The organism is Cyclobacterium sp. SYSU L10401 (assembly GCF_010993705.1).
Taxonomy (GTDB): domain Bacteria; phylum Bacteroidota; class Bacteroidia; order Cytophagales; family Cyclobacteriaceae; genus Cyclobacterium.
On sequence record NZ_WOFO01000009.1, the window covers coordinates 210,258 to 231,705 of the forward strand.

General features: G+C 43.8%; 18 protein-coding genes and 1 tRNA gene. 6 read left to right on the forward strand and 13 right to left on the reverse strand.

Annotation, left to right across the window (positions count from 1 at the left end):
• Positions 1–3 precede the first annotated feature (3 nt).
• The 5 genes from greA to GL182_RS19255 all read right to left on the reverse strand — a co-directional run bounded on the left by greA (position 4) and on the right by GL182_RS19255 (position 4,376).
• On the reverse strand, positions 4–477 hold the full coding sequence (gene greA, locus GL182_RS19235; protein ID WP_163381412.1) for a transcription elongation factor GreA: 474 nt from the start codon (positions 475–477) through the stop codon (positions 4–6).
• Between the two features lie 142 nt (positions 478–619).
• Positions 620–1,552 carry an NAD(P)-dependent oxidoreductase gene (locus GL182_RS19240; protein WP_163381413.1) on the reverse strand — a complete coding sequence of 311 codons (933 nt, stop codon included), beginning with the start codon at positions 1,550–1,552 and terminating at the stop codon, positions 620–622.
• Between the two features lie 6 nt (positions 1,553–1,558).
• Complete coding sequence (gene mgtE / locus GL182_RS19245; RefSeq protein ID WP_163381414.1) at positions 1,559–2,926, reverse strand: magnesium transporter; 1,368 nt, start codon at positions 2,924–2,926, stop codon at positions 1,559–1,561.
• The gene (gene rsmA / locus GL182_RS19250; RefSeq protein ID WP_163381415.1) at positions 2,914–3,696 is read right to left on the reverse strand and encodes a 16S rRNA (adenine(1518)-N(6)/adenine(1519)-N(6))-dimethyltransferase RsmA; all 783 of its coding nucleotides are present in this window, start codon (positions 3,694–3,696) and stop codon (positions 2,914–2,916) included. The genes mgtE and rsmA overlap by 13 nt, the downstream gene beginning before the upstream one ends.
• 170 nt (positions 3,697–3,866) lie before the next feature.
• Positions 3,867–4,376, reverse strand: a complete 510-nt coding sequence (locus GL182_RS19255) for a septal ring lytic transglycosylase RlpA family protein (RefSeq protein ID WP_163381416.1) — start codon at positions 4,374–4,376, stop codon at positions 3,867–3,869.
• Positions 4,377–4,566: 190 nt separating this feature from the next.
• Here GL182_RS19255 and GL182_RS19260 point away from each other — a divergent pair, with 190 nt between their 5' ends.
• Both GL182_RS19260 and GL182_RS19265 read left to right on the forward strand, forming a co-directional pair.
• Entirely contained in the window at positions 4,567–5,793 is a 1,227-nt protein-coding gene (locus GL182_RS19260; protein WP_163381417.1) for an exonuclease SbcCD subunit D, read from the forward strand.
• Complete coding sequence (locus tag GL182_RS19265) at positions 5,790–8,828, forward strand: AAA family ATPase (RefSeq protein WP_163381418.1); 3,039 nt, start codon at positions 5,790–5,792, stop codon at positions 8,826–8,828. Before GL182_RS19260 ends, GL182_RS19265 begins: the two co-directional genes overlap by 4 nt.
• 67 nt (positions 8,829–8,895) lie before the next feature.
• Here the strand turns inward: GL182_RS19265 and GL182_RS19270 are convergent, their stop codons facing one another.
• The 5 genes from GL182_RS19270 to GL182_RS19290 all read right to left on the reverse strand — a co-directional run bounded on the left by GL182_RS19270 (position 8,896) and on the right by GL182_RS19290 (position 15,368).
• On the reverse strand, positions 8,896–10,104 hold the full coding sequence (locus tag GL182_RS19270; RefSeq protein WP_163381419.1) for a glycoside hydrolase family 57 protein: 1,209 nt from the start codon (positions 10,102–10,104) through the stop codon (positions 8,896–8,898).
• Between the two features lie 3 nt (positions 10,105–10,107).
• On the reverse strand, positions 10,108–11,388 hold the full coding sequence (locus tag GL182_RS19275) for a glycosyltransferase family 4 protein (RefSeq protein WP_163381420.1): 1,281 nt from the start codon (positions 11,386–11,388) through the stop codon (positions 10,108–10,110).
• Positions 11,389–11,398: 10 nt separating this feature from the next.
• Positions 11,399–13,315 (reverse strand): amylo-alpha-1,6-glucosidase, encoded by a 1,917-nt coding sequence (locus GL182_RS19280; protein ID WP_163381421.1) that lies wholly within the window; start codon positions 13,313–13,315, stop codon positions 11,399–11,401.
• Positions 13,316–13,872: 557 nt separating this feature from the next.
• Positions 13,873–13,948: transfer RNA gene (locus GL182_RS19285), tRNA-His, on the reverse strand.
• Positions 13,949–14,024: 76 nt separating this feature from the next.
• A complete protein-coding gene (locus GL182_RS19290; RefSeq protein ID WP_163381422.1) occupies positions 14,025–15,368 on the reverse strand; it encodes a dihydroorotase in 1,344 nt (447 codons plus the stop codon).
• Positions 15,369–15,438: 70 nt separating this feature from the next.
• On the opposite strand from GL182_RS19290, the gene GL182_RS19295 reads away from it, so the two are divergent.
• Both GL182_RS19295 and GL182_RS19300 read left to right on the forward strand, forming a co-directional pair.
• Positions 15,439–16,794 carry a DEAD/DEAH box helicase gene (locus GL182_RS19295; protein ID WP_163381423.1) on the forward strand — a complete coding sequence of 452 codons (1,356 nt, stop codon included), beginning with the start codon at positions 15,439–15,441 and terminating at the stop codon, positions 16,792–16,794.
• Between the two features lie 298 nt (positions 16,795–17,092).
• The gene (locus GL182_RS19300; RefSeq protein WP_163381424.1) at positions 17,093–17,740 is read left to right on the forward strand and encodes a hypothetical protein; all 648 of its coding nucleotides are present in this window, start codon (positions 17,093–17,095) and stop codon (positions 17,738–17,740) included.
• 63 nt (positions 17,741–17,803) lie between these two features.
• Here the strand turns inward: GL182_RS19300 and GL182_RS19305 are convergent, their stop codons facing one another.
• On the reverse strand, positions 17,804–18,670 hold the full coding sequence (locus GL182_RS19305) for an alpha/beta hydrolase (RefSeq protein WP_163381425.1): 867 nt from the start codon (positions 18,668–18,670) through the stop codon (positions 17,804–17,806).
• 358 nt (positions 18,671–19,028) lie between these two features.
• Between GL182_RS19305 and GL182_RS19310 the strand changes: the two genes are divergently transcribed.
• Positions 19,029–19,517, forward strand: coding sequence for a TlpA family protein disulfide reductase (locus tag GL182_RS19310; RefSeq protein ID WP_163381426.1), 489 nt, complete (start codon positions 19,029–19,031; stop codon positions 19,515–19,517).
• A 4-nt stretch (positions 19,518–19,521) separates the two neighbouring features.
• On the forward strand, positions 19,522–20,148 hold the full coding sequence (locus GL182_RS19315) for a thioredoxin family protein (protein WP_163381427.1): 627 nt from the start codon (positions 19,522–19,524) through the stop codon (positions 20,146–20,148).
• A 406-nt stretch (positions 20,149–20,554) separates the two neighbouring features.
• Here GL182_RS19315 and GL182_RS19320 read toward each other — a convergent pair whose 3' ends face one another.
• The gene (locus tag GL182_RS19320; protein ID WP_163381428.1) at positions 20,555–20,809 is read right to left on the reverse strand and encodes a hypothetical protein; all 255 of its coding nucleotides are present in this window, start codon (positions 20,807–20,809) and stop codon (positions 20,555–20,557) included.
• A 128-nt stretch (positions 20,810–20,937) separates the two neighbouring features.
• Complete coding sequence (locus GL182_RS19325; RefSeq protein WP_163381429.1) at positions 20,938–21,408, reverse strand: hypothetical protein; 471 nt, start codon at positions 21,406–21,408, stop codon at positions 20,938–20,940.
• Between the last annotated feature and the right edge of the window lie 40 nt (positions 21,409–21,448).

A 21,448-nucleotide genomic window follows, 5' to 3' on the forward strand; every position in this document is an offset into this window, starting at 1 on the left:
AATTTAGTAACTGATATCCAATATTTCGAATTCAAGCTTACCGGCAGGTGCTTGTATTTGCGCAATTTCACCTACCTTTTTACCCAGTAGGCCTTTACCAAATGGTGATGCCAGTGAAATTTTATTCGCTTTCAAGTCGGCCTCTTCCTCAGACACCAAGGTATAACTTACGGTCATGCCGTTTTTGATGTTTTTGATCTTTACGGTACAGAGGATACTGACTTTGGAGGTGTCCACTTTGGAATTGTCCAAAACCCTGGCATTTCCGAGTACATTTTCCAGTTTGGCAATCTTAAGTTCCAGGTGACCTTGGGCATCTTTGGCAGCATCGTATTCTGCATTTTCACTCAAATCACCTTTGTCTCTGGCTTCTGCGATTTGCCTGGCGATATCAGATCTGCCTTTGGTCTTGAGTTGCTGAAGCTCATCCTTGAGTTTCTTCAACCCTTCTTCTGTGTAATACTGTATGTTTCCCATATCAATTAATTAATAGCCTGACATTAAATAAAATAACGGTCTCAACTTTGAGACCGTTCCCTTATGCTTCCTGTATTTTTGTATAAGCAAAGATAAAGTAAGAATTCTTATTTTACAATTTAACGGTCCTTTTATTAGGTCTTTACCCCCTCCAGGTCCCGCTGATCTTGGCTACCAGTACCTGGTTTATTTTGAGGTAAGACTCCCGTGTCCACCCGGCTACATGGGGTGAAAAAATCACATTCTTCCTTTCGGTCAATTTTTCAAAAGATAGCCTTTCCGCAGCACTCAAAGCCTGGAGTTTTTCCTTTTCCAACACATCCAACAAGGCTCCTCTTAAAACACCATTTTGCAAGGCTTCATTAAGGGTATCCATGCGGATCACCTCACCTCTGGCTGTATTGATCAGGTAAAATGGCTTTTTAAAGCCTGCCATCACTTCACTGTTGAAAAAGTACCTTGTTTCTGCAGTAAGGGGCACATGGATGCTCAAAACATCCGCCTTTTCCTGGAGGGTCTTGAAATCACATTCCTTCACCCATGCATTTCCAAATCCGCTCTTGTATTTATCGTAAGCCAGGATCTCCACATCAAAACCACGGAGTTTTCTGCCAAAAGCTTCTCCCATGTTGCCAAAGCCAAAGATACCTACCGTTTTACCGGCTAGTTCTTCTCCCCTATTGGCTTCTCTGTCCCAAATCCCCCTTCGCACCTGTTGATCTGACTGTATATAGTGGTTAAACAAGGCCAGCAGCATGCCAATGGCATGTTCGGCCACAGCGTCCCGGTTACCCTCCGGTGCATGGTACAGCGCTATGTTGTTCTCCTCCAGATAATCCAGATCGATATTGTCCAGGCCTGCTCCTGCTCGGGCGACAAACTGCAAATCCGGGCCCTTTTCCAACAAGGAGCGATCTATAGTAGTCTTGGAACGGATCACTAAGCCTTCATAATGGGCAAGGCAAGCCAATATTTCTTTCCTCTCTATGGAAGGCCGGTAATCGACCTTGTGTCCCTTTTCTTCCAGTAAAGGAACAATGCTTTCATGCATTTGATCAATGATCAGTATTCTCATGATGAATTAAAGGTTTAACAAAAGCGTGGCCACACCAAAGTAAACGCCCAGTCCGAGCAGGTCATTGGCGGTAGTGATAAAAGGACCTGAGGCCATGGCAGGATTGATTCCAATCTTATCCAGAATAATGGGTGTCAATGTACCCATAAAAGAAGCCAGCAAGACTACACTAAACAGGGCTATGGCTACCACCAGTCCAAATTTAGTTTCTTGTCCGTAAAGGAATACTACCGTGGCAAACACAAATGCCGCCAATACCAGGCCATTCAATACGGCCACCAGCAGCACCTTAAAAAACCGCTTGGTCAGGCTATCCTCAAATACCGATTTATTGGCCAGGCTCTGTACGACAAGGGTGGATGATTGAATACCTACGTTCCCTCCGGTAGCGGTGATCAGGGGTATAAAAAATGCCAGGGCTGTAACCGCATTTAATCCTTCTTCAAAAAAACCGATAAATCCTGCTCCCATCAGTCCTCCTACCATCCCAATGAGCAGCCAGGGAAGCCGTGCCCGGGACAATCTGTAGATAGAGTCAGACTCTTCTACATCGTCTGAAAAACCCGTCATGGCTTGAATGTCTTCTTCGGCCTGTTCCCTGATCAGGTCAAGGATATCATCCACCGTAATCCGGCCTACCAATTTGTTTTTAACATTCACTACCGGCACTGCTTCCAGGTCATAGCGGCGCATGATTTCTGCTACCTCTTCTCCTTCCATATAGGTGGGTACAGAAATGATATTGTCCTCATACAGGTCTGCCACTTTGGTGTCAGAAGAGGCCAGAATTAGTTTTTTTAGGGCTATTCTTCCCAAAAGCTTCTCCTTATTATCCACCACGTATATGGAAAAAATCTTTTCAACATTCTCCGCCTGCCTGCGAATTTCCTCAATGGTTTGCACCACGGTCCAGTTCAGGTTGGCTTTAATGATCTCTTTGGCCATTAATCCACCTGCACTGTCCTCATCATACCGCAACAGCTCGATGATGTACAGGGATTTTTCCTTCTTTTCCAAGTGGCTGATCACGGCCTCCCGGTCATTGACCACCAATTGGTTCAGTACATCCACTGCATCATCAGAATCCATGTGATCGATGAGTGTAGCCAGTTCTTCAGGCGGAATGGTAGTGATCACTTTGTATTGTGAGTCTTCATCCAGCTCTATCAGGATATCAGCCGAAAAATCAGGATCCAGGGCACGAAGCACAAATAGTGCTTCTTCCATGTCCAGTTCATCCAAAAGGGCGGCCACATCAGCTCTATTGGCATCCTGCATAGACTCCTGGATGAAAACGCTGTTTTCATTGGCTATGCTTTCCCTCAAGGCCTCCAAATACTCTTTGGAGAGTTCGAATGATTTTATTGCTTCCAAGATGCTTCCAGTTGTTGGGTTAAATAAACAAATTCTTCCACCCCCAGCTGCTCTGCTCTTAAGCCCAGCATGCTTTCATTTTTAAACGCCTCTGAAAGTCCCAGGGGCTTCAAAGCATTGCGCAGGGTTTTTCTTCTGGTATTGAATGCCTGCTTGACCAATCTGAAAAACAGCTTTTCATCACAATCCAGCTTACTGATTGCATTCCTTTTCAAACGGATCACGCCACTGTTTACCTTGGGAGGTGGGTCAAAAACCTCAGGTGGTACGGAAAATAAATATTCTACCTCATAATAGGCCTGAAGCAATACACTCAATATGCCATAGGTCTTGTTTCCTTTTTTGGAAGTAATCCGCTCCGCTACCTCTTTTTGTAACATCCCTACTATTTCGGATACATGATGCCTTTCCTCCAAAACCCTGAAAAAAATCTGGCTGGAAATATTGTATGGGAAATTACCAATAATGGCATAGGGCTCCTCAAACAGGGTTCGGAATTCGCGATGCAGAAAATCTCCCTTGATCACTTTAAGGTCCCGGTCGGCATACTTCTCCAGCAGGTAGTCCACAGACTCTTCGTCAATCTCAATCAGAAACAATTCCCAGGGCTGTTGTACCAGGAAATCAGTCAATACACCCATGCCTGGCCCTATTTCCAATACCTTCTTCACCTGTTGGTGACCTGAAAGTGAACCGGCTATCCTCTCCGCCACTTGCAGGTCCGTGAGAAAATGCTGCCCCAGATGCTTTTTGGCTTTCACTTTGCGCATATAGAAGGGTGTTTAGTTGGCGTTTGAGTATCCAAAAGTAAAACAATAATCTGTAACGACCATGGCCCCATACCCGCTCTGGTATAAAATTTGGCATGGCATGTGATTTTGTTCAAAAAGCCTTAAATCAGGTAAGAAAACAGCATGCCAATTACAGCCCTCCTGTGGCTTTATCTCAATGGCTTTTTGATAATTTCCTGATCTTTTTGGTAGGCCACCCCTTGGAAATAACTTCTCAGGCGAATGTCTTCAGGCACCTTCCTGTACTGCTTCCTCACCCAATCAATGGCATGGTGGCTGAGCAATTCCAAACGAACCGGAACGATCCCATCATTTACCATATCCAGCTGTTGGGCTACACCTTTTGACAAATCAATGATACGGGTAGAAGATTTGGGCAAACGGTCATTGATCCGAACAATGGCCTGGTGCCCATTTTTCTGGTTGGTAACCTTCAGCAGGGTACCAAATGGCAGGTGTTTATGCGCAGCAGTGAATTCCCACATGTCATATATCTCCCCATTGGCTGTCATCCGGTTATGAAACCTGGTTCCGTAGTAACTCGCAATCCCCTCCTGAATAACCAAAAGGGAATCCGGGGCTGTAAAAGGGGATTGAGCGCTTGAAGTAGAAAAAACAGCCAACTGACTGATCATCAAAAGTCCTAAAATCAATTTCATAAAATTCAACAGTTACGACCAACATCCCCAACCATCCGCCTTTGGACAGATTTCCAGGGCCAATTTTGGTATTTTTTCTCAAATACCCACCATTTCTATTAGTAAATTTCATCAATTCCTATTGCCCTACCCCTGCTTTGCAGTAAATTTAAGCTTCAATTAATGTTTTCTCACTTCATTTTTTTTACCAATGAAAATTTTACATACGGCAGACTGGCATTTGGGCAAAAAACTTCAGGATGTTTCCAGGTTTGATGAACAAATCCTGGTATTGGAAGAAATCATCGCCATTACTGAAACCTTTGAAGTGGACCTGGTGCTGATCGCCGGGGATATTTTCGATAGTTTCAATCCCAGCCATGAAGCGGTAGAACTACTATACCGGACCCTGAGAAAACTTTCCAATTACGGAAAACGTCCCGTTATAGCCATCTCGGGCAATCATGACAGCACCCAGTTCATTGAGGCACCAGATCCCCTGGCCAGGGAAATGGGAATATTTTTCTATGGGAAATACGATACGGTAATCCCGCAGGGGGAATTGGATAATGGGTTGGAAATCATGGCATCTGACGCCGGATTCGTGTCACTGAAATTACCGGAGGTGGATTTTCCTGTCCGGATACTGCTCGCCCCCTATGCCAACGAAACCCTTCTTCGCACCTATCTGGGAGAAAAAGACAGGGAGAATGAACTTAGAAATCTTTTGGCCGGGAGATGGAAAGCCCTCGCCGACAAATACTGCGACAAAAGTGGTGTCAACCTTTTTTTAGGCCATTTTTTCTTCGTAAAGGAAGGAGAGAAACCGGAGCCGGAACCGGAAAGTGAGCGGCCTATCCTCCACCTGGGAGGAACCCAGGCCCTCTACACGCACAACATACCCGATCAGGTACAATATGCAGCCCTTGGACACTTGCACCGATACCATGCCGCCAGCAAAACACCATGCCCGGTGGTATATGCGAGTTCCCCACTGGCTTATTCCTTTAGTGAAGCCGGTCAGCAAAAACAAGTGGTCCTCATTGATGCCAAACCAGGAGGGGCAGTCAGTTATGAAGCCATACCCCTTAACCAGGGCAGGAGCCTGGAACGAAAAACCTTTTCAGACTTGCCAACTGCGCTGGATTGGCTGGCGGCACATCCGAATTGCTTTGTAGAACTTACTTATGAAACAGAGCACTCTATCGATGCGGCTACCAGACGTAGCCTGATGAAAGCACATGATGGCATCATCAATCTTATTCCGCAAATCAAAAACAAAATGGGGAATACCGGGCAGCAATTGCAGCTGGCAGATCTGGAAAAAGACATGGTAAGCCTTTTCGAGATGTATTACCAGGACGAAAAAGGGCAAAACCCCAACCCGGAATTAACCACTATTTTTAAAGAAGTGATCAGTCAAAAAGAAAACCCATGATTCCCATAAAACTCACCCTTCAGGGACTCTACTCTTATAAAGAACCCCAGACCATAGATTTTAGGCAACTTACCGCCGCAGGCCTTTTTGGAATCTTCGGAGCCGTAGGAAGTGGCAAATCATCCATCCTTGAGGCGATTTTGCTGGCGCTATACGGCAGCACCGAAAGGCTGTCTGACAAGGGGGAAAAAAACAGCATGATCAACCTGCAAAGTGATCTTTTGCTGATTAACTTTGAATTTACTGCAGGAAAAAATCACAATTACAGCTACCTGGCGAGATATGAGGTCAAAAGGAACCCCAAGAATTTTGATGAAATCCGACCTGCAGCGCATACCTTTTACAAAAAACAGGATGGTGAAATGCTACCCGTTCAGGAAAAGGCAGAAGCTATCATTGGCATGAAGAAGGAACACTTCAAGCAAACGGTGATCATACCCCAGGGCAAGTTCAGGGAGTTCATTGACCTGACTCCCAGACCCCGTGCCGACATGATGAAAGAATTGTTTGGCCTGGAGCGGTTTGACCTATCCGGTAAAACGGGCACCTTACTAAAAAAGGCCAGAGAGGAAATGATCAAGCTGCAAACCCAATTGGAAGCCCTGGAACAACTGACTCCGGAGATGCTATCTGACAAAATGGATGAGCAGCAAGGCCTTAGGGAAGAATTGAAGAAACAGGAGATATCCTTTGAACAAACGAGCGGGGAGATGCAGCAGATGGAGGGTATCAAAGAAAAGCACCTGGAGCTAAAAGCCCAAATACAATCCTGGGAAAGCCTGGAGAAACAAATCCCGGATATCGAAAAAAAGAAAACGGAACTGAAGGAATTTCTTCGTGCCAGGACCCATTTATGGCCGGTCTGGGAAAAAATAAAAGACGAAGAACTAAACCTGGAGGAAGCCAGTATAGGGTTCACGGATTGTTCCCGCTTCAAACTGACTTATGAAAAGGAAATCACAAACCTGCAAAAGGAAGAAGCAGACCTGAGGGAGAAAGCAGATAAAAGATCCGAAAGGGAGGCTAAAATCAGGGACCTGAAGAAGGTATTGGAAATACAGACCATCCACGAAAAGCAAAATGCCGCCCAGATCAAAATAGATGCATTAAAACCCCAACTCGAGATCTCCCTGGAAAAGTGGAAAACCCTGGAAAAGCAGTGGGCTACTATAGATCAGGAAGCTGAAAAAACAGCAAATACCGGAGGCAGTGAGTTAATGGCTGCTTACAGTAGTGACATCAAAGACTGGAAGACACTTGAGGATCAAACACTTGTAATCCAGGAAGAAATCAATGGCATAGAACGGCAACTTCAGCAGTATACAACCGGAATGGATGCTATAAATAAAAAGCTCCCCGGGGATTACAAGGATTTTGACCATTGGATTACTGACCAGAAAACAGCCATCCAAACCCTGGAAGAAAAAAAAGAAAAATTAGTTGAGAAAAAAGCCTTACAACACCACGCACATGTACTGACGGAAGGAGAGCCATGCCCCTTATGTGGATCCCTGGAGCACCCTGCTCCGCTCAATTCGGACCAGTCACAGGAATTACTGGAAAACGTTAAAGCGGAGCTAAAGAAAGCTTCCACAGTGCTGGACCAAACGCAACTGATGGCTCAGGATTTGTTGGTACAGCAAACGCAAAAAGAAAACGAAAACCAGAAACATCAAAACAAAACCGAAGAGCTCCAGCGGGTTAATGGTCAGCTGGAGAAACTTCAGCATAAGCTTGGGGAACAGGGAATACCCCATCTTCCAGCCCTTGAAGCCAGGCAGAAAAAACTGGAAGCCGAACTCCTAAAGCAGCGGGACCTGCAAAATGAAAGTAGGGTTTTGAGAAAAAAACTGGATCAATTGCGCCAACAGATAGAGAAAGATCAAAAAGAATTCCAAGAAGTAGAACAGCAGCTTTTGAGTTTGAACAGTACCCTTAAAGCCAAGGAAGATGAAATCACAGATCCGGATTTTACCAGGGCTTACCTTCAAAAAACGAGGGAAACCATAAGCCAAACCATAGAAAAAGTGCAGGATGATATTCGGGAGACAGCGCACCTGCTGGATAGCAAACAAAAAGTGCTGATTGATACACGGAATAAAGCGGCAACGAATAAAGCCAATCTGGAAAATTTCGAAGCCAAAAAGGAAAAAGCGACCGAAAAATTAAAAAACCTCAACCATACCTTTGTTTCCCTTCAGCAGGAATGGGGCTTTCCAGACACAACGCATTTGATACATCTCTTCTCCCGCAAAATGGACACCGATCAGTTGGACCAGGAAATCAGGGAACATGAAAAAAAGTGCTCGGTTGTAAAATCCAGGATTTCAGCCTTAGAGGGTTCACCGGGGGTAAAAGATTTCAAGCCGGAAGTATTTGAAAAATTAACTACCCGACATTTGGCTGAAAAAGAAGCCCTGGAAAAAATCAAAAACCAGCTTACCCTCTTGAACCAGGTGATCATGGAGAGCAGGGAAAAGCTGGAAGAAAAAGCGAGACTCAGCCAATTATTTCAAAAACTGGAGCTGAGATTGACTTACCTCAAGGAGCTGGAGCAATTGTTTAAAGGAAGCGGGTTTGTGAAGTACGTGAGTCGAATTTATCTACGGGAACTTTGCAATACCGCCAACTTGAGATTCTCCAAACTGACCAAAAACAGCCTGAGCCTGGAAATAGATGACAACAATACTTTCTGGGTTGTGGATTACCTGAATGGAGGTAAAAAAAGACTGCTCAAAACCTTGTCTGGCGGACAGACTTTTCAGGCCTCCCTCTGCCTGGCTTTAGCACTGGCAGAAAAAGTAAAATCCCTGAATCAGGCGGATCAAAGTTTCTTTTTTCTGGATGAAGGCTTTGGTGCACTGGACAGAAATTCGCTAAGGGTTGTCTTCGAAACACTGAAGGCCCTCAGACACGAAAACCGGATAGTGGGCATCATCAGCCATGTAGAGGAACTGCAACAGGAAATAGAAGTTTATGCCAGCATCAGCCTGGACCCGGATAGGGGAAGTCAGGTAAATTACAGCTTTTCTTAACAAAGAAAACGACCCCTTACTATTTGAAGGGGTCGTTTTCTTTGTAGTTTTTGTTGGTGACTATCGTTTACACAGCGATGTTTTCCTTTTCATCTTGCTTCAACCTCAAAATAAAATCGCTCAGCACATTCATGTAATTGATAAAAGCTTCGTATGGGCTTTCGTAAGGACTGAAATAGGCATGAATATCTCCATCCGAAAAGAATTTGGTACACATATAATAAAAGTGGTCACTGGTCTGCAGGTAGCGCCAATCCCTGTGAATGTCCGGGTTTTTGGATTTTTTTACCTTTCCTTCCAATTCAAACAAGCGGTCAAAAGCCTCATCCTGCAGGTCATTTCCCAGCCATGCAGTCAGGTCGCGCTCCTCATCAGCCCAGGAAATGGGAATTGGAACATTGATTTTACCTACTGGAGAAGCATTGGCAATGACTTCCGAGGGAGTAGAAAAACCAAAATTGGTCCGATTGAGAACGGCGTCGGGAAGGTGTCGCATGAATTCAAAAATACCGGTCTCTTTCCATTGGTGCTCTCCGAAGGTTTCATAATCCATGAAAAGATTGATGACTTCATCTTCCTGAGGCACCTGGTTCAGCCAATTGATAAATTTATCTGTGGTCAGGGGATAATCAGACCAGGTTTTCTCCCCAAACCTGAAAGCGATATCATCACTTAGCCGGAAATTTTTAAGTAAAACCTTAAGCTTGGGTTCATGGGCATTGACATAAACAAAGTTGGGGCTTTTCCATCCCAGTATATGCTTGGCACCTTCAGAAAGTATGCCCTCGAAACCCATACCTGCTACCATTTCTCCAATACTGTCGGAGTAGATCAACTCGGTATTTCTGAAAACCTTGGGTTCATAGCCGTTGAAATGGTGTTTGATTTTCTCCTGATGTAATTGCACCATGTCTCTGAATTCAGATTCGCTCTTAAGTGCACACAGGGAATGGGCATAGGTTTCATTGAGCAATTCCACATGGCCAGTAGCCACCAACTCCTGAAAGCTGTGCAAAACCTCTGGTGTATAGGCCTCCATTTGATCAAGTATCGTTCCTGACAAAGAAAAGCAAACCTTAAACTTGCCCTGGTATTTATGGATGAGCTCCAACAAAAGCCGGTTCATGGGCAGATAACATTTCTTTGCTACTTTATTCATGATGTTTCTATTGGCATATTCATCCCAATAATCATGATCATCCCCAATTTCAAAAAACCGGTAGGGCTTTAGTCTGAAAGGTTGATGTACTTGAAAGTAAAAACAAATGGTTCTCATATCCTATTGATTAACAGTTTGCGTATAAATATCGATTACTTTTTTTGCCACATGCTCCCATTTAAGCTTTTTCAGCTCTTCTCTACCCAGCTCCCTAAACATCTTTGAAATCCCGTTGTAGTGAAGGAGCGCAAAAATGGCATCTGCCATGGTATCTATATCCCAAAAATCAACCTTAACGGCATTTTGAAGCACTTCAGCCACACCTGATTGTTTGGAAATAATCACAGGAGTATTGTGCCTTACTGCCTCCAATGGGGAAATCCCAAAGGGCTCTGAAACCGAAGGCATGACATAGACATCACTGAGGGCAAACATTTTGTCCACATCATCCCCTTTGAGAAATCCAGTAAAATGAAATTTGGTTCCGATTCTCAATTCCGCCACCCTTTGGATCATCCGGTTTAATAAATCCCCGGAACCTGCCATGACAAACCTCACATTTTCATCCTTTTTGATCACTTTATAAGCTGCTTCCACAAAATATTCCGGCCCTTTCTGAAAAGTAATCCTTCCCAGGAAGGTGACAATCTTTTCGGGCACCTTCTTCTTTTCTTTGGATTTGATGATACTGGTATCCAATACTGCATTGTGCACCACCACCACTTTTTCTTCGGGAATACCGTATTTGGAAACGATGGTATTCTTGGTCAATTGGCTGACAGCAATGATCTTATCTGCTGCTTCCATTCCTGCTCTCTCAATGTCATATACCCTTTGGTTGACCGTTTGTCCGGAGCGGTCAAATTCGGTAGCATGTACATGGGCAATCAATGGTTTGCCACTCATTTTTTTGGCTGCAATTCCGGCGGGAAAGGACAGCCAGTCATGGGCATGGATCAGGTCAAATTTTTTGTTTTTTGCAATCTGGGCTGCTACCAATGCGTAGCGTGAAACCTCCAGGATAAGGTCTTTGCCATATTTTCCACTAAAGGAGAATTTATTGGCCAGCACACTGGACTCCAATTCATCCTGGTCTTTGAGTAGTCTTTCGGTATGGTTTTGGTATTCTTCAGGACTCAGGTAGGGAATTAAAAAAGAACTGACCTCCAGGTAGGTGAGGTTTTTCCAGATATCCCGGAAGCGGCGCTCCCTGTAATCGATTTCCACATCACTGGCATTTACAAATTCGGCCAATGGATCTTCATCCCCCCACAATTTGGGAACAACGAATATCAGGTCTTGTTTGTGGTGGGCCATTCCCTTTACCAACCCATAACAGGCCGTACCCAAACCTCCGGAGATATGGGGTGGAAATTCCCATCCAAACATTAAAACTTTCATAGAAATCTTTTTATAGATTATTGATTAAATATTTCATCCTTAATAATTCCCCCACACTCCACGCCTGGGAAATGGAACCTTTGGGGCGGTGTGGCGGATCACCATCATAAATTTCAGCTATGGTGCCTATACCATACTGGGTCATCACCCCATCAAAACTACTGATCATGTTTTCTACCAGCTTTTTGCCTTGCTTCCCATGCAGTTTCAAATATCCTTCGGCAAAATGTCCCAACAACCAGGGCCATGCGGTACCCTGATGGTAGGCGTTATCTCTTTCGTACTGGTCACCCTGATAATAGCCCTTATACCGGGGGTCGCTTGGTGCAAGGGTCCTGAGTCCCCTGTCGGTAAATAAATTGGTTTTTACCACCTCCAGAACATGGTCTTTTTGCTCATCAGTCAAAGGACTGTAAACCAAAGAAGTGGCAAACACCATATTGGGTCGGATAGACCAGTCCTTTTCTTCATCATTTACTACATCCGCCAGGTAGCCCTTTTTCTCGCTCCAAAATTCCTCCAGAAAAGCATCTCCCACCTTGTCAGCCAATTCCTTCATGTCTGCATCTCCTGAAAGTTCGTGATAGAAGCAAAGTGCATTGTACCACAAAGCATTGATCTCCACCGGACAACCCATTCTGGGGGTGACCGGACCATCTTTGGTAACGGCATCCATCCAGGTCAGGGCAATCCCCTCCTCACCTCCACACAATAAGCCATTCTCTTTTACATGGATATTAAAGGCAGTTCCTTTTTTAAACCCCTCAATGATTCCCTTACATTTCTCCAGGTATTTGGAAATAATGGTCGCTTTGTCCCCAGTGAAAAGCACATATTGCTGTAGGGCCCAAAAGTACCAAAGGGGAGCATCAATAGAATTCATATTGGTCATTACTCCACTACCCACATTCGGAAACAGGGCTCCCTTTAAATCCTTTGACATGGAATCCATCACCTCTAAAAAGGTCTGCGTATCTTCCATGGTTAAAGTCAAGCCTGGCAATGCAATGAAGGTATCCCTGCCCCACCAGCCAAACCAGGGATACCCGGCAATGACCCTTGTTTCTCCTCCTCTTCTGCTGATAAACTGTCCTGCTGAATTTTTAAGGCAATTTTCAAAATTATCCCGGGGTATTCTCCTGCCTATCTCTTTTTCGAAGGACTGCTGCAGCTTTTCGGGAGTGGCTTCCTTCAATCCGGCCGAAAGGATAACTGATTCACCCTTTTCTATATCAAACTCAAAGTATCCCGGAACATACAAATCTTCCTGGTAATCGTAGCCCCGCTCAATTTCCCGGATATACTCAATATTGTAGAACCAATCAGGAACCGGAACAAAGGTATTTTCTTTTGAAACCTGTAAAGAGAGTGCATCATAGGCCTCATACAGCCTGAATTGCACGCCATTTTTGATTTTTTTGATCTTTTTATTTACATAAGTATTGGCCTTGGACAAGGTATGGTATCCCCTGAAAGCCAAAAAAGGACTCACCCTGAGTTTGGTAGGAATCAAAGCCTCCAACAGGGTATATTTGATCATCACCCTGTCTGCGGTTGAATCCAGGATAATTTCCTTTTCCAATACCACACCCCCTACCCTGTAAGTGAGTTTAGGAATAGGTTCGGAGTCAAAATCTTCCAGGTACTTGTGTCCTCTGGGATAATAGTTACCAGGATATTTATTGATACCAAGGTTAAACACGGCATCTTTCTGAGCGATGCTTTCGTGAACGTTGGAAAGCAAGACATGCAGCTGACCGTCAATCTGAGGTTGTGGAGCCACCAGCAGGCCATGGTATTTCCTGGTATTGCAGCCGATAATCGTTGTACTCGTATAACAACCTGAGCGGTTAGATCGAATTATTTCCTTTTCCAAAGAATAATTCAGGTTGATGAGTTGCGTCTTATCGAAATGTATATAGCTCATTTAATCAAAAATTTGTGGTTTTTATAAAAATACTTGAATACTTCGTAAAGAAAAATAAATGTTGGAAAAACTAGTATAAATAAGTTGATCAACTGGGCAAAAATGCATTTTGAGGAAATGAAAGAAACCAAAAAAAGGGCATAAATGCCCTTTCACTTATAACTACATCAACCTATAGTTCAGGTACTTTCATTCTGAATTTCATCCAGATTCTTAATCGACTCTTCAAATTTCATGATATACAATTGAATTTGATTCAAATTGACATATCTGATCTGAGGAAATTTCTTAGTGGGGTGCAATAATTGGAACATGACTTCTGAAAATTAAATAATTCCTAAAACGTTCGATACTCAAATAATATGCCATTTTCTGGGGCATGGCAAAACGATATTTTAAGGCTTATAATAGGTTTAATTCCTTTTCTATCTTTCTTTTCTCTAAAACGATTTTCGTTTTAAAGTGTTTATCCTTTTTTCCCGATTCGATAGTTTTGGATAATTTCAGGGACGGTATTTATGTTTAAAAAACAACCCTCCCGGTAACAGGGAGGGTTTGGGTGAAAGACCGGGTTCGAACCGGCGACCTCTGGTGCCACAAACCAGCGCTCTAACCAGCTGAGCTACAATCACCATTTTTACCTCTATTGAACCTTTTGTCTGAAGAGAATGCAAAGGTAATATGCTTTTTTTAGTCAAGCAAAATAATGCTATACATTTCTTGAAAATTTAAGCCTTTGCCCCTGTTTACTTTCATCAAATGTACCATTATCGTACACCAGGTGTCCGGAAACGAATGTATGGGTAATTTTAGACCTAAAAGTCTGCCCCTCAAAAGGTGACCAACCACATTTCGAAAGGACATTCTCCTTCTTTACCTCCCAGGGATCTTCCAGGTCCACCAAAACCATGTCCGCCTGGTATCCCGGTCGCAGATAACCCCGCTTTTCAATTTCAAAAAGTACCGCCACATTATGGCTGGTTTTTTGCACAATTTCCTCCAAACTTATTTTATGCTCATGATACATCTCCAATAAAGCAGGCAGGCAATGTTGTACCAAAGGACCTCCGGATGGGGCAGAGGTATAGGGATGGGATTTTTCTTCCAGGGTATGCGGGGCATGGTCGGTAGCAATCACATCTATGTGACCATCCAAAACCCCCTTTAAAATCCCCTCCCTATCTTTAGCGGTTTTAATGGCAGGGTTCCACTTGATAAAATTCCCCCGTTCTTCGTAGTCTTCTTCAGCAAACCACAAATGATGGACGCAGGCTTCTGCGGTAATGCGTTTTTCTTCCAGAGGAAGTCGGTTATCAAAAAGCATGACTTCTTTTGCTGTACTGATATGCAGTACATGCAGCTTGCTCCCATACATTCTGGCCATATCCACTACCCTTTTTGAAGCATCAAAACAGGCCTCTTCCGTTCTGATTTTGGGATGAAAACGGACAGGTATGTCGTCCCCATATTCCTTTTTATACTTCTCGAGGTTGGCCTTAATGATGTCATCGTTCTCACTATGGGTAGCTATCAGTATGGGGCAGTATCTGAAAATCTTCTCCAGGCTATCTGGATTATCCACCAGCATATTGCCAGTAGAGGAGCCTTGAAAAACTTTCACCCCACAGACTGTTTGGGGGTTGACTTTCTTAATGGTTTCTATATTATCATTGGTCGCTCCCAGGTAAAAGGAGTAATTGGCCAAAGATTTATTGGCCGCCAAATCGTATTTTTTTTCCAGCAATTCCAAGTCGGTCGTTTGGGGAACAGTGTTGGGCATTTCCATAAAACTGGTTATCCCCCCTGCTACTGCTGCTTTGCTTTCTGTATAAATTTCAGCTTTATGGGTCAATCCGGGCTCCCGAAAATGCACCTGATCGTCTATCAGGCCCGGCAACAGGTGTTTTCCCTTTGCATCTATTTCTATATCGGCTTCATGTCCCGACAGATCACCTCCAATGGCAAAAATCAGCCCCTCCTTTATATAGGCATCCCCACGCATTATCTTACCTTCATTCACTATATTTGCATCACGGATCAATATTCTTTTCATATCATTTGTTTTTAATAAGCGGATGTATGAATATTTTCACTCCTCATAATTTCCCTAAAATTATAAAATCATGGCCGATCAGCTGCAATCTTTTGACAATTTTAAGCTCAATACACAACTTTTAAATGCGATAAAAGAAATCGGCTACACCAAACCTACTCCTATCCAGGAAAAAGCCATTCCGCTGGCACTTGCCGGACATGACATTCTCGGCATTGCGCAAACAGGTACAGGTAAAACGGCGGCTTATCTGCTCCCCCTCCTTTTTAAAGTTAAATATGCGCAGGGCGAGCACCCCAGGGCACTGATACTGGCCCCAACCAGAGAACTGGTCATGCAAATCGAATCGGAAATAATCGGATTCGGCAAATATACTGACCTCAGGTATGTCTGTCTATATGGTGGCCTGGGCCCCAAACCCCAAATAGAAAAAGTAAGCCAGGGCGTAGACATTATTATCGCCACTCCAGGCAGGTTTATGGACTTGTATCAAAAAGAGGTGCTCTACACCCGGGATATCAAAACCATGATACTGGATGAGGCTGACAAAATGCTGGATATGGGTTTTTTGCCACAGATCCGGGCCATATTGGAAATTATTCCTGTAAAACGTCAAAACCTGCTGTTCTCTGCCACCTTCAGTGACCGAATAGAAAAATTGTCCCATGAGTTTCTGGAATTCCCAGAGCGGGTGGAAGTAGCCCAACAAGCCACTACCGCAGGCACCATTACCCAGTCCAAGTTTTTTGTCCCCAACTTTAAAACCAAATTGAGCCTGCTGGAAAAAATCGTCAAAGATGCTAAATTCGAAAGGGGTATCGTATTTACCCGATCCAGAAAGAATGCAGATGAGGTATTCCGGTACCTGGAACACCAGCAGCCGGGAAGCATCCGCGTCATCCATGCCAATAAAGGACAAAATACCCGCATCAACAGCATGGATGAGTTCAAGAAAGGCAGCATTAAAATCTTGGTAGCTACTGATGTGGCCGCCAGGGGGCTGGATGTCAGCATGGTCAGTCATGTGGTAAACTTTGATGTTCCCGTGATTTACGAAGATTATGTACACCGGATCGGAAGAACGGGAAGGGCAGAAAACGAGGGTAAAGCCTTTACTTTTATCAACCCGGCTGAAGTATATCATTTTGAAAAAATAGAAAGCATTATCAGGATGCAGGTTCCCCAACGCCGGGTACCCAGAGATGTCTCCGTGTACGACACTCCATTTGAGGAAAAACAAGCCTATGAAAGGGAAATCGACAAACAAAAAAGGGGAGACGATCCTGATTTTCAGGGAGCTTTTCATGAAAAAAAATCTCCCCCGAAAAAAGCCCCCGAAAAGCCACAAAAACGTGGCAATAAAAACAGCAAGGCCAAAAGAAACCGAAACCAAATGAAAACCAAGGGCAAATGGAAAAACAGTTGATGTCCTTTCCCTGACATTTATATTTTTCCCTACCCATACATGGCAAACCTATTTGTAGCCAATTATTTGTTTTTTACAAATAAAAAACTGTAAAGGGTGTTATTATATTATTTTTTTACTGTTTTTTCACAATAGAAATTTTTTTATTCTGGATAATAGCCTGATCTTTGTACCCAGATAGTCACCGAAATTTTTACTGGTGATACGTATGGATCGGGTCGTCGGTGTTGGATTTTTTCCAGCTTTTTAATGTAAAGTAATGCTTTAGAGAACATTCAACTTTTAAATCAATTATACCATGAAAAGAATCATGTGTGTCTTTTTGCTGACCTTTATGATGGTCAGCCAGCTGTGGGGGCAAATGCAGTTTTTTAAAAATGCAGATTTTGAAAACATTGCCTATACCCATGAAACCATTGCAACGCTCCCATTTTTGACCAAAGTAACTTTGCTGCCGGAACAAATGGATACCATCAGCAGGCAGGAGCTGTCCAACTTAGAAAAATCGGAAGGAGAAAGCATTCAAAAGGCCATTTACACCTGGTTCCAGCAAAGGCAGGAAAATGGGAAATTGTCCGTGACCATTCAGGCGCCGGTCGTTTCCAATGCCAAATTGAAAGCTGCAGGCATTACCCCGGACAATTACTTTACCTACAGCCCTGCCCGCCTGGCACATATTTTGGGTGTAGATGCCGTGGTCATGGGTTATTATGAGACCAATCAGCCCAAAGCCGGGCAAAATGGAGATCGGGACTGTAATGCCCGAAACAAAAATCAAGGCACCAACCTGGCCGTGATCAACCTGTCTATTTTCAATGCTGAAGATGGAGAACTTCTGGTGCAATTTCAGAATGGGATTGCCGGCAATAAGGAAGTCATGAATGAAGAAATCGTTCAGGCATTAATGAAGAAAGTATCCAAAAGAATGGCTTATACCAAAATTTAAAAGAATACATCCAACTATAATTTAACCTATCGGATAAGCTCCCGGGAAACCCGGGAGCTTATTTTATTTCTGACGGAATGTATCTGAAACAAAGCTCAATACTGTGGGAAGTGATTCCCTCCAATAGGTCCAGTTATGGGCTCCGTCACGGATCCTGAATTCGTGGGGTATTTCCTTTTTCTTCATGGCAATATGGACCAGGCTGTTGCCTTCGTAGAGAAAATCATCATCGCCACAATCAAAAAACCATTTGACGGATTTGATATCCTCAGGATCGTTCACCTCGATTTGCCGCAATGCCTGATGCCTGTCGTAATAAGCCTCCAAAGTAGCCGGGTTTTTTACTTCTACCTCATTGTTCGCCAGGCCATTTTTGAAATCTTCAAAGCTATTGTTTCTCAAAGCAGCACTGAGGGGACAAGCTGAGGAAAACAGGTCCGGGCGGTGCATGGCATAGAAGTAAGTACCTCCTCCCCCCATGGATAGCCCCGCTATCGCCCGGTAGCGTTTTTCTTTCTTTATTCTATACGTCGATTCTACATAAGGCATCAATTCTTCAAAAAAGAAATCCTCATACCGCCAGTCATTGTTTACATCATTGAAATATCCCCTTTTTCCCGTATTGGCGTCTGGCATCACGATGATCATCTGGGTTGCTATTCCTTCGGCAAAAGCCTTATCTGCAATGTGCTGCACCTCTCCAAACTGAACCCAACCGGTCTGGTCATCTCCGGCTCCGTGCAATAAATAAAGTACCGGGTAAGAACGCTGGGAATATTCATAGCCTGGCGGAAGATAAACGGCAAATTTCCTTTCCATATCCAGGATTTCACTGTTCATGCTCAGGGCATCAAACACACGGCTTTCCTGGGCCTGCAAGCTGCTGACCAGGATCAAAAATAAGGGCAAAAAGAGTTGTAAAGGTTTCATAGATTGCATTGGGATTAATGTTTAATATTTTTTTGTTGAATAAAAGGCAAATAAAGATAATGCTTTTCTAACAGTCCTGCCTGATGGGATCAACGGTAATGATAGGAAATTTTTTGCTGATCTTGTTGCAAGAGCTACCAAAAATTAAAAATACCTAAATATTTAAAATTTACCAGAACACTTACTCTTTTCTGGTCGGGTAATTCCCATTAATGGTGATTTCTAAAAGCAGCCATAAACGCCAGACAGCTGCTTGCAAGAAAGCCTCTCTTCAAAGCGCTCAAATCCAGTCTGAAACCCTGAACAGGCTGTTGCGTTATAAAGAATACCAACAAAATCTGCGTAAAAACCACAACCTATGAATGCATTTTTCATTAAAATTGTACTCCTTTTTATTCTGGTACCTGATTTTTCATTTACGGAAGAACCGGAGCCGGATTTCAAGATTATCTCCTTTGAAGAATTTGAAGCCCTGACATCAGCGGATTCGGAAAAACTGCGTATCTACAATTTCTGGGCCACCTGGTGTGCCCCCTGCATTCGGGAAATGCCCCATTTTGAGCAGGCCAGCAAGGACAATCCTGAACTGGAATTGATTTTTATTTCCATGGATGACGGGCGCCGGCCGGAAAGAGTCACTGCTTTCATTGAAAAAAAGGACATTCAGTCTCCTGTCTACCTGCTCAATGATGTAGATTTCAATTCCTGGATTGATAAAGTGGATAAAAGCTGGACAGGCGCCATTCCTGCCACCCTTTTTATACTTCCCGATGGGAAGCGCCGTTTTCATGAAGGAGAATTGGAAGCCACTGCATTACAAGACTTAATCGATCAACTTAAACCATAAAACCATGAAAACGACAGCTACTTTAGCCTTAACCCTCCTGACCCTACTGTGCCTTTCCTCCCCGAGCTTTGGCCAAAATGAGGGTTATTCAATTGGAGACGAAGCCATGGATTTTGAATTGACCAATGTGGACGGGTCCCGGGTTTCACTGAGTGGGATGGAAAATGCAAAGGGTGCATTTGTGATTTTCTCCTGTAATACCTGTCCGTATGTAAAAGCTTATGAGGATCGAATGATTCAACTGCACGAAAAGTATGCCCCTCAGGGATACCCGGTTATTGCCATCAATCCCAATGATGCCCAGATCAGCCCTGGTGACAGCTTTGATGCCATGAAAAAAAGGGCGGAAGAAAAAGATTTTCCTTTTCCCTACCTTCATGACGAGACGCAGGAAGTCATCAAAGCTTACGGAGGCAGTAGAACCCCACATGTGTACTTGCTCAACAAGGAAAACGGCAAGTTTATCGTCAAATATATCGGAGCCATAGACAACAACTACCAGGATGCTTCTGCCGTTACCAAACACTATGCAGAAGACGCAGTAGCGTCCCTATTGAAAGGGCAAAATATAGCTGAAGAAACCACCAAAGCCATTGGATGCAGCATCAAATGGACCAGGAAATCGGAGTAAGCTTTTAACCCCAAAGAATATTTCTACCCAAATTTACGCTATTCATTCAGGTTATTTGGCGGGGGAGCAAGAACATGCCCTCAATGTCCTGACGTCCAAAATGAAAAACACTTTTGAAATCAGTTAATCGGACGATATCCTAAATTTCTCTCCCTATTTCAACCTGCTTCAATATTCCCGGGAAAGCAATGCCCTTCAATGAAACAGAACCCGAAGCAGCTAAATGGTGGAGAAAGGGCTGTTTTCGGGGGTAATTGGGATGGTACTATCTTTTAGCCTACTGGATGAGCCGGTATGGCGAGGTTAGGCCGATAGGTCCATGATTCAAACAAAGAACGTAAAGTCCATCACATAGACTTAATTCAACAGGCCATATACCGGGCAACCTGCCAGTCCGTAGAAAACCTTATTGCCCTTTTCCCTGGTTGGGGTTTTTGCTTCTTTGTCTTGCACGCTCAATCGTTTTTCTCTTGTAATCCTCATCGGTATGATACCTGTTTCTGGCCCGTTCCAGGGTTTTTGCCCTGTACTCTGGATCTTCCTGATATCGCTCCCTGTAGGTTGTCCTCGCCTTTTCCCTGAATTCGACATCGTATAGGTAGCGTTCTTTCTGTTTTTTTAAAATCCGCTCTCTGTTTTTTTCATACCAACTCTTTTCCATAATTTCTATGTTAGCAGATTAAAATTTGATATCAACCCAGGTACTAAAAACTATTCACTTCGAATTTGCGAAAATTTTATTTGAAAATCAAGTATAACTAAGGTGTATTTCTTATAACGAGGCCTCATTTATTCCGCGTGAAGTGCCTTTTTAAGCTTCACAGGATGCCTGGTTGTACCAAAGCCAAAGTGGTCCCCTTCCCGGGGCACCCCATTGATATGGGCTTTACCATGGCCGGAGGCATCAAAAATTACAACCTTTTCAGCAGGGCTGGTGTATTCCAGGTAAAGGCCTCCGGAAGTAAGGTGTTCATGCTTGAATAGGCCGTTCTCATCTGCTGAAATGACTTCCCAATTGACCCCAGAATCACCGTTCTGATTCGCTGGCTGAATCGATTGGTTTGCCAGCAGCAGCGGAATGACCGGATCGGTGGGGAATTCGCTGCGGGCATAGCGGGGGTATTTTACCGGGGCTCCAAAGCCCCTAACCCATCCTTCTGTAAATACAATCTGATCAGTGTTGGTTTGCGCCTGGATACCGGAAAATAGTCCGGATAGCAGGGCCAGGAGCAGCAGTATGCCACATGGTTGTTTGCGCATGTTAATTGTGGTTGAAGTGGTAAGGCAACTGGAATTAGAT

What these genes read in the sequence shown, in the direction of transcription:
- GL182_RS19315 (WP_163381427.1), top strand. Translation starts at nt 19,522, where the DNA reads ATGAAAACGACAGCTACTTTAGCCTTAACCCTCCTGACCCTACTGTGC.
- GL182_RS19325 (WP_163381429.1), bottom strand. Translation starts at nt 21,408, where the DNA reads ATGCGCAAACAACCATGTGGCATACTGCTGCTCCTGGCCCTGCTATCC.
- GL182_RS19265 (WP_163381418.1), top strand. Translation starts at nt 5,790, where the DNA reads ATGATTCCCATAAAACTCACCCTTCAGGGACTCTACTCTTATAAAGAA.
- GL182_RS19255 (WP_163381416.1), bottom strand. Translation starts at nt 4,376, where the DNA reads ATGAAATTGATTTTAGGACTTTTGATGATCAGTCAGTTGGCTGTTTTT.
- GL182_RS19320 (WP_163381428.1), bottom strand. Translation starts at nt 20,809, where the DNA reads ATGGAAAAGAGTTGGTATGAAAAAAACAGAGAGCGGATTTTAAAAAAA.
- greA (WP_163381412.1), bottom strand. Translation starts at nt 477, where the DNA reads ATGGGAAACATACAGTATTACACAGAAGAAGGGTTGAAGAAACTCAAG.
- GL182_RS19240 (WP_163381413.1), bottom strand. Translation starts at nt 1,552, where the DNA reads ATGAGAATACTGATCATTGATCAAATGCATGAAAGCATTGTTCCTTTA.
- GL182_RS19310 (WP_163381426.1), top strand. Translation starts at nt 19,029, where the DNA reads ATGAATGCATTTTTCATTAAAATTGTACTCCTTTTTATTCTGGTACCT.
- GL182_RS19295 (WP_163381423.1), top strand. Translation starts at nt 15,439, where the DNA reads ATGGCCGATCAGCTGCAATCTTTTGACAATTTTAAGCTCAATACACAA.
- GL182_RS19275 (WP_163381420.1), bottom strand. Translation starts at nt 11,388, where the DNA reads ATGAAAGTTTTAATGTTTGGATGGGAATTTCCACCCCATATCTCCGGA.
- GL182_RS19290 (WP_163381422.1), bottom strand. Translation starts at nt 15,368, where the DNA reads ATGAAAAGAATATTGATCCGTGATGCAAATATAGTGAATGAAGGTAAG.
- GL182_RS19260 (WP_163381417.1), top strand. Translation starts at nt 4,567, where the DNA reads ATGAAAATTTTACATACGGCAGACTGGCATTTGGGCAAAAAACTTCAG.
- GL182_RS19280 (WP_163381421.1), bottom strand. Translation starts at nt 13,315, where the DNA reads ATGAGCTATATACATTTCGATAAGACGCAACTCATCAACCTGAATTAT.
- GL182_RS19300 (WP_163381424.1), top strand. Translation starts at nt 17,093, where the DNA reads ATGAAAAGAATCATGTGTGTCTTTTTGCTGACCTTTATGATGGTCAGC.
- rsmA (WP_163381415.1), bottom strand. Translation starts at nt 3,696, where the DNA reads ATGCGCAAAGTGAAAGCCAAAAAGCATCTGGGGCAGCATTTTCTCACG.
- GL182_RS19270 (WP_163381419.1), bottom strand. Translation starts at nt 10,104, where the DNA reads ATGAGAACCATTTGTTTTTACTTTCAAGTACATCAACCTTTCAGACTA.
- GL182_RS19305 (WP_163381425.1), bottom strand. Translation starts at nt 18,670, where the DNA reads ATGAAACCTTTACAACTCTTTTTGCCCTTATTTTTGATCCTGGTCAGC.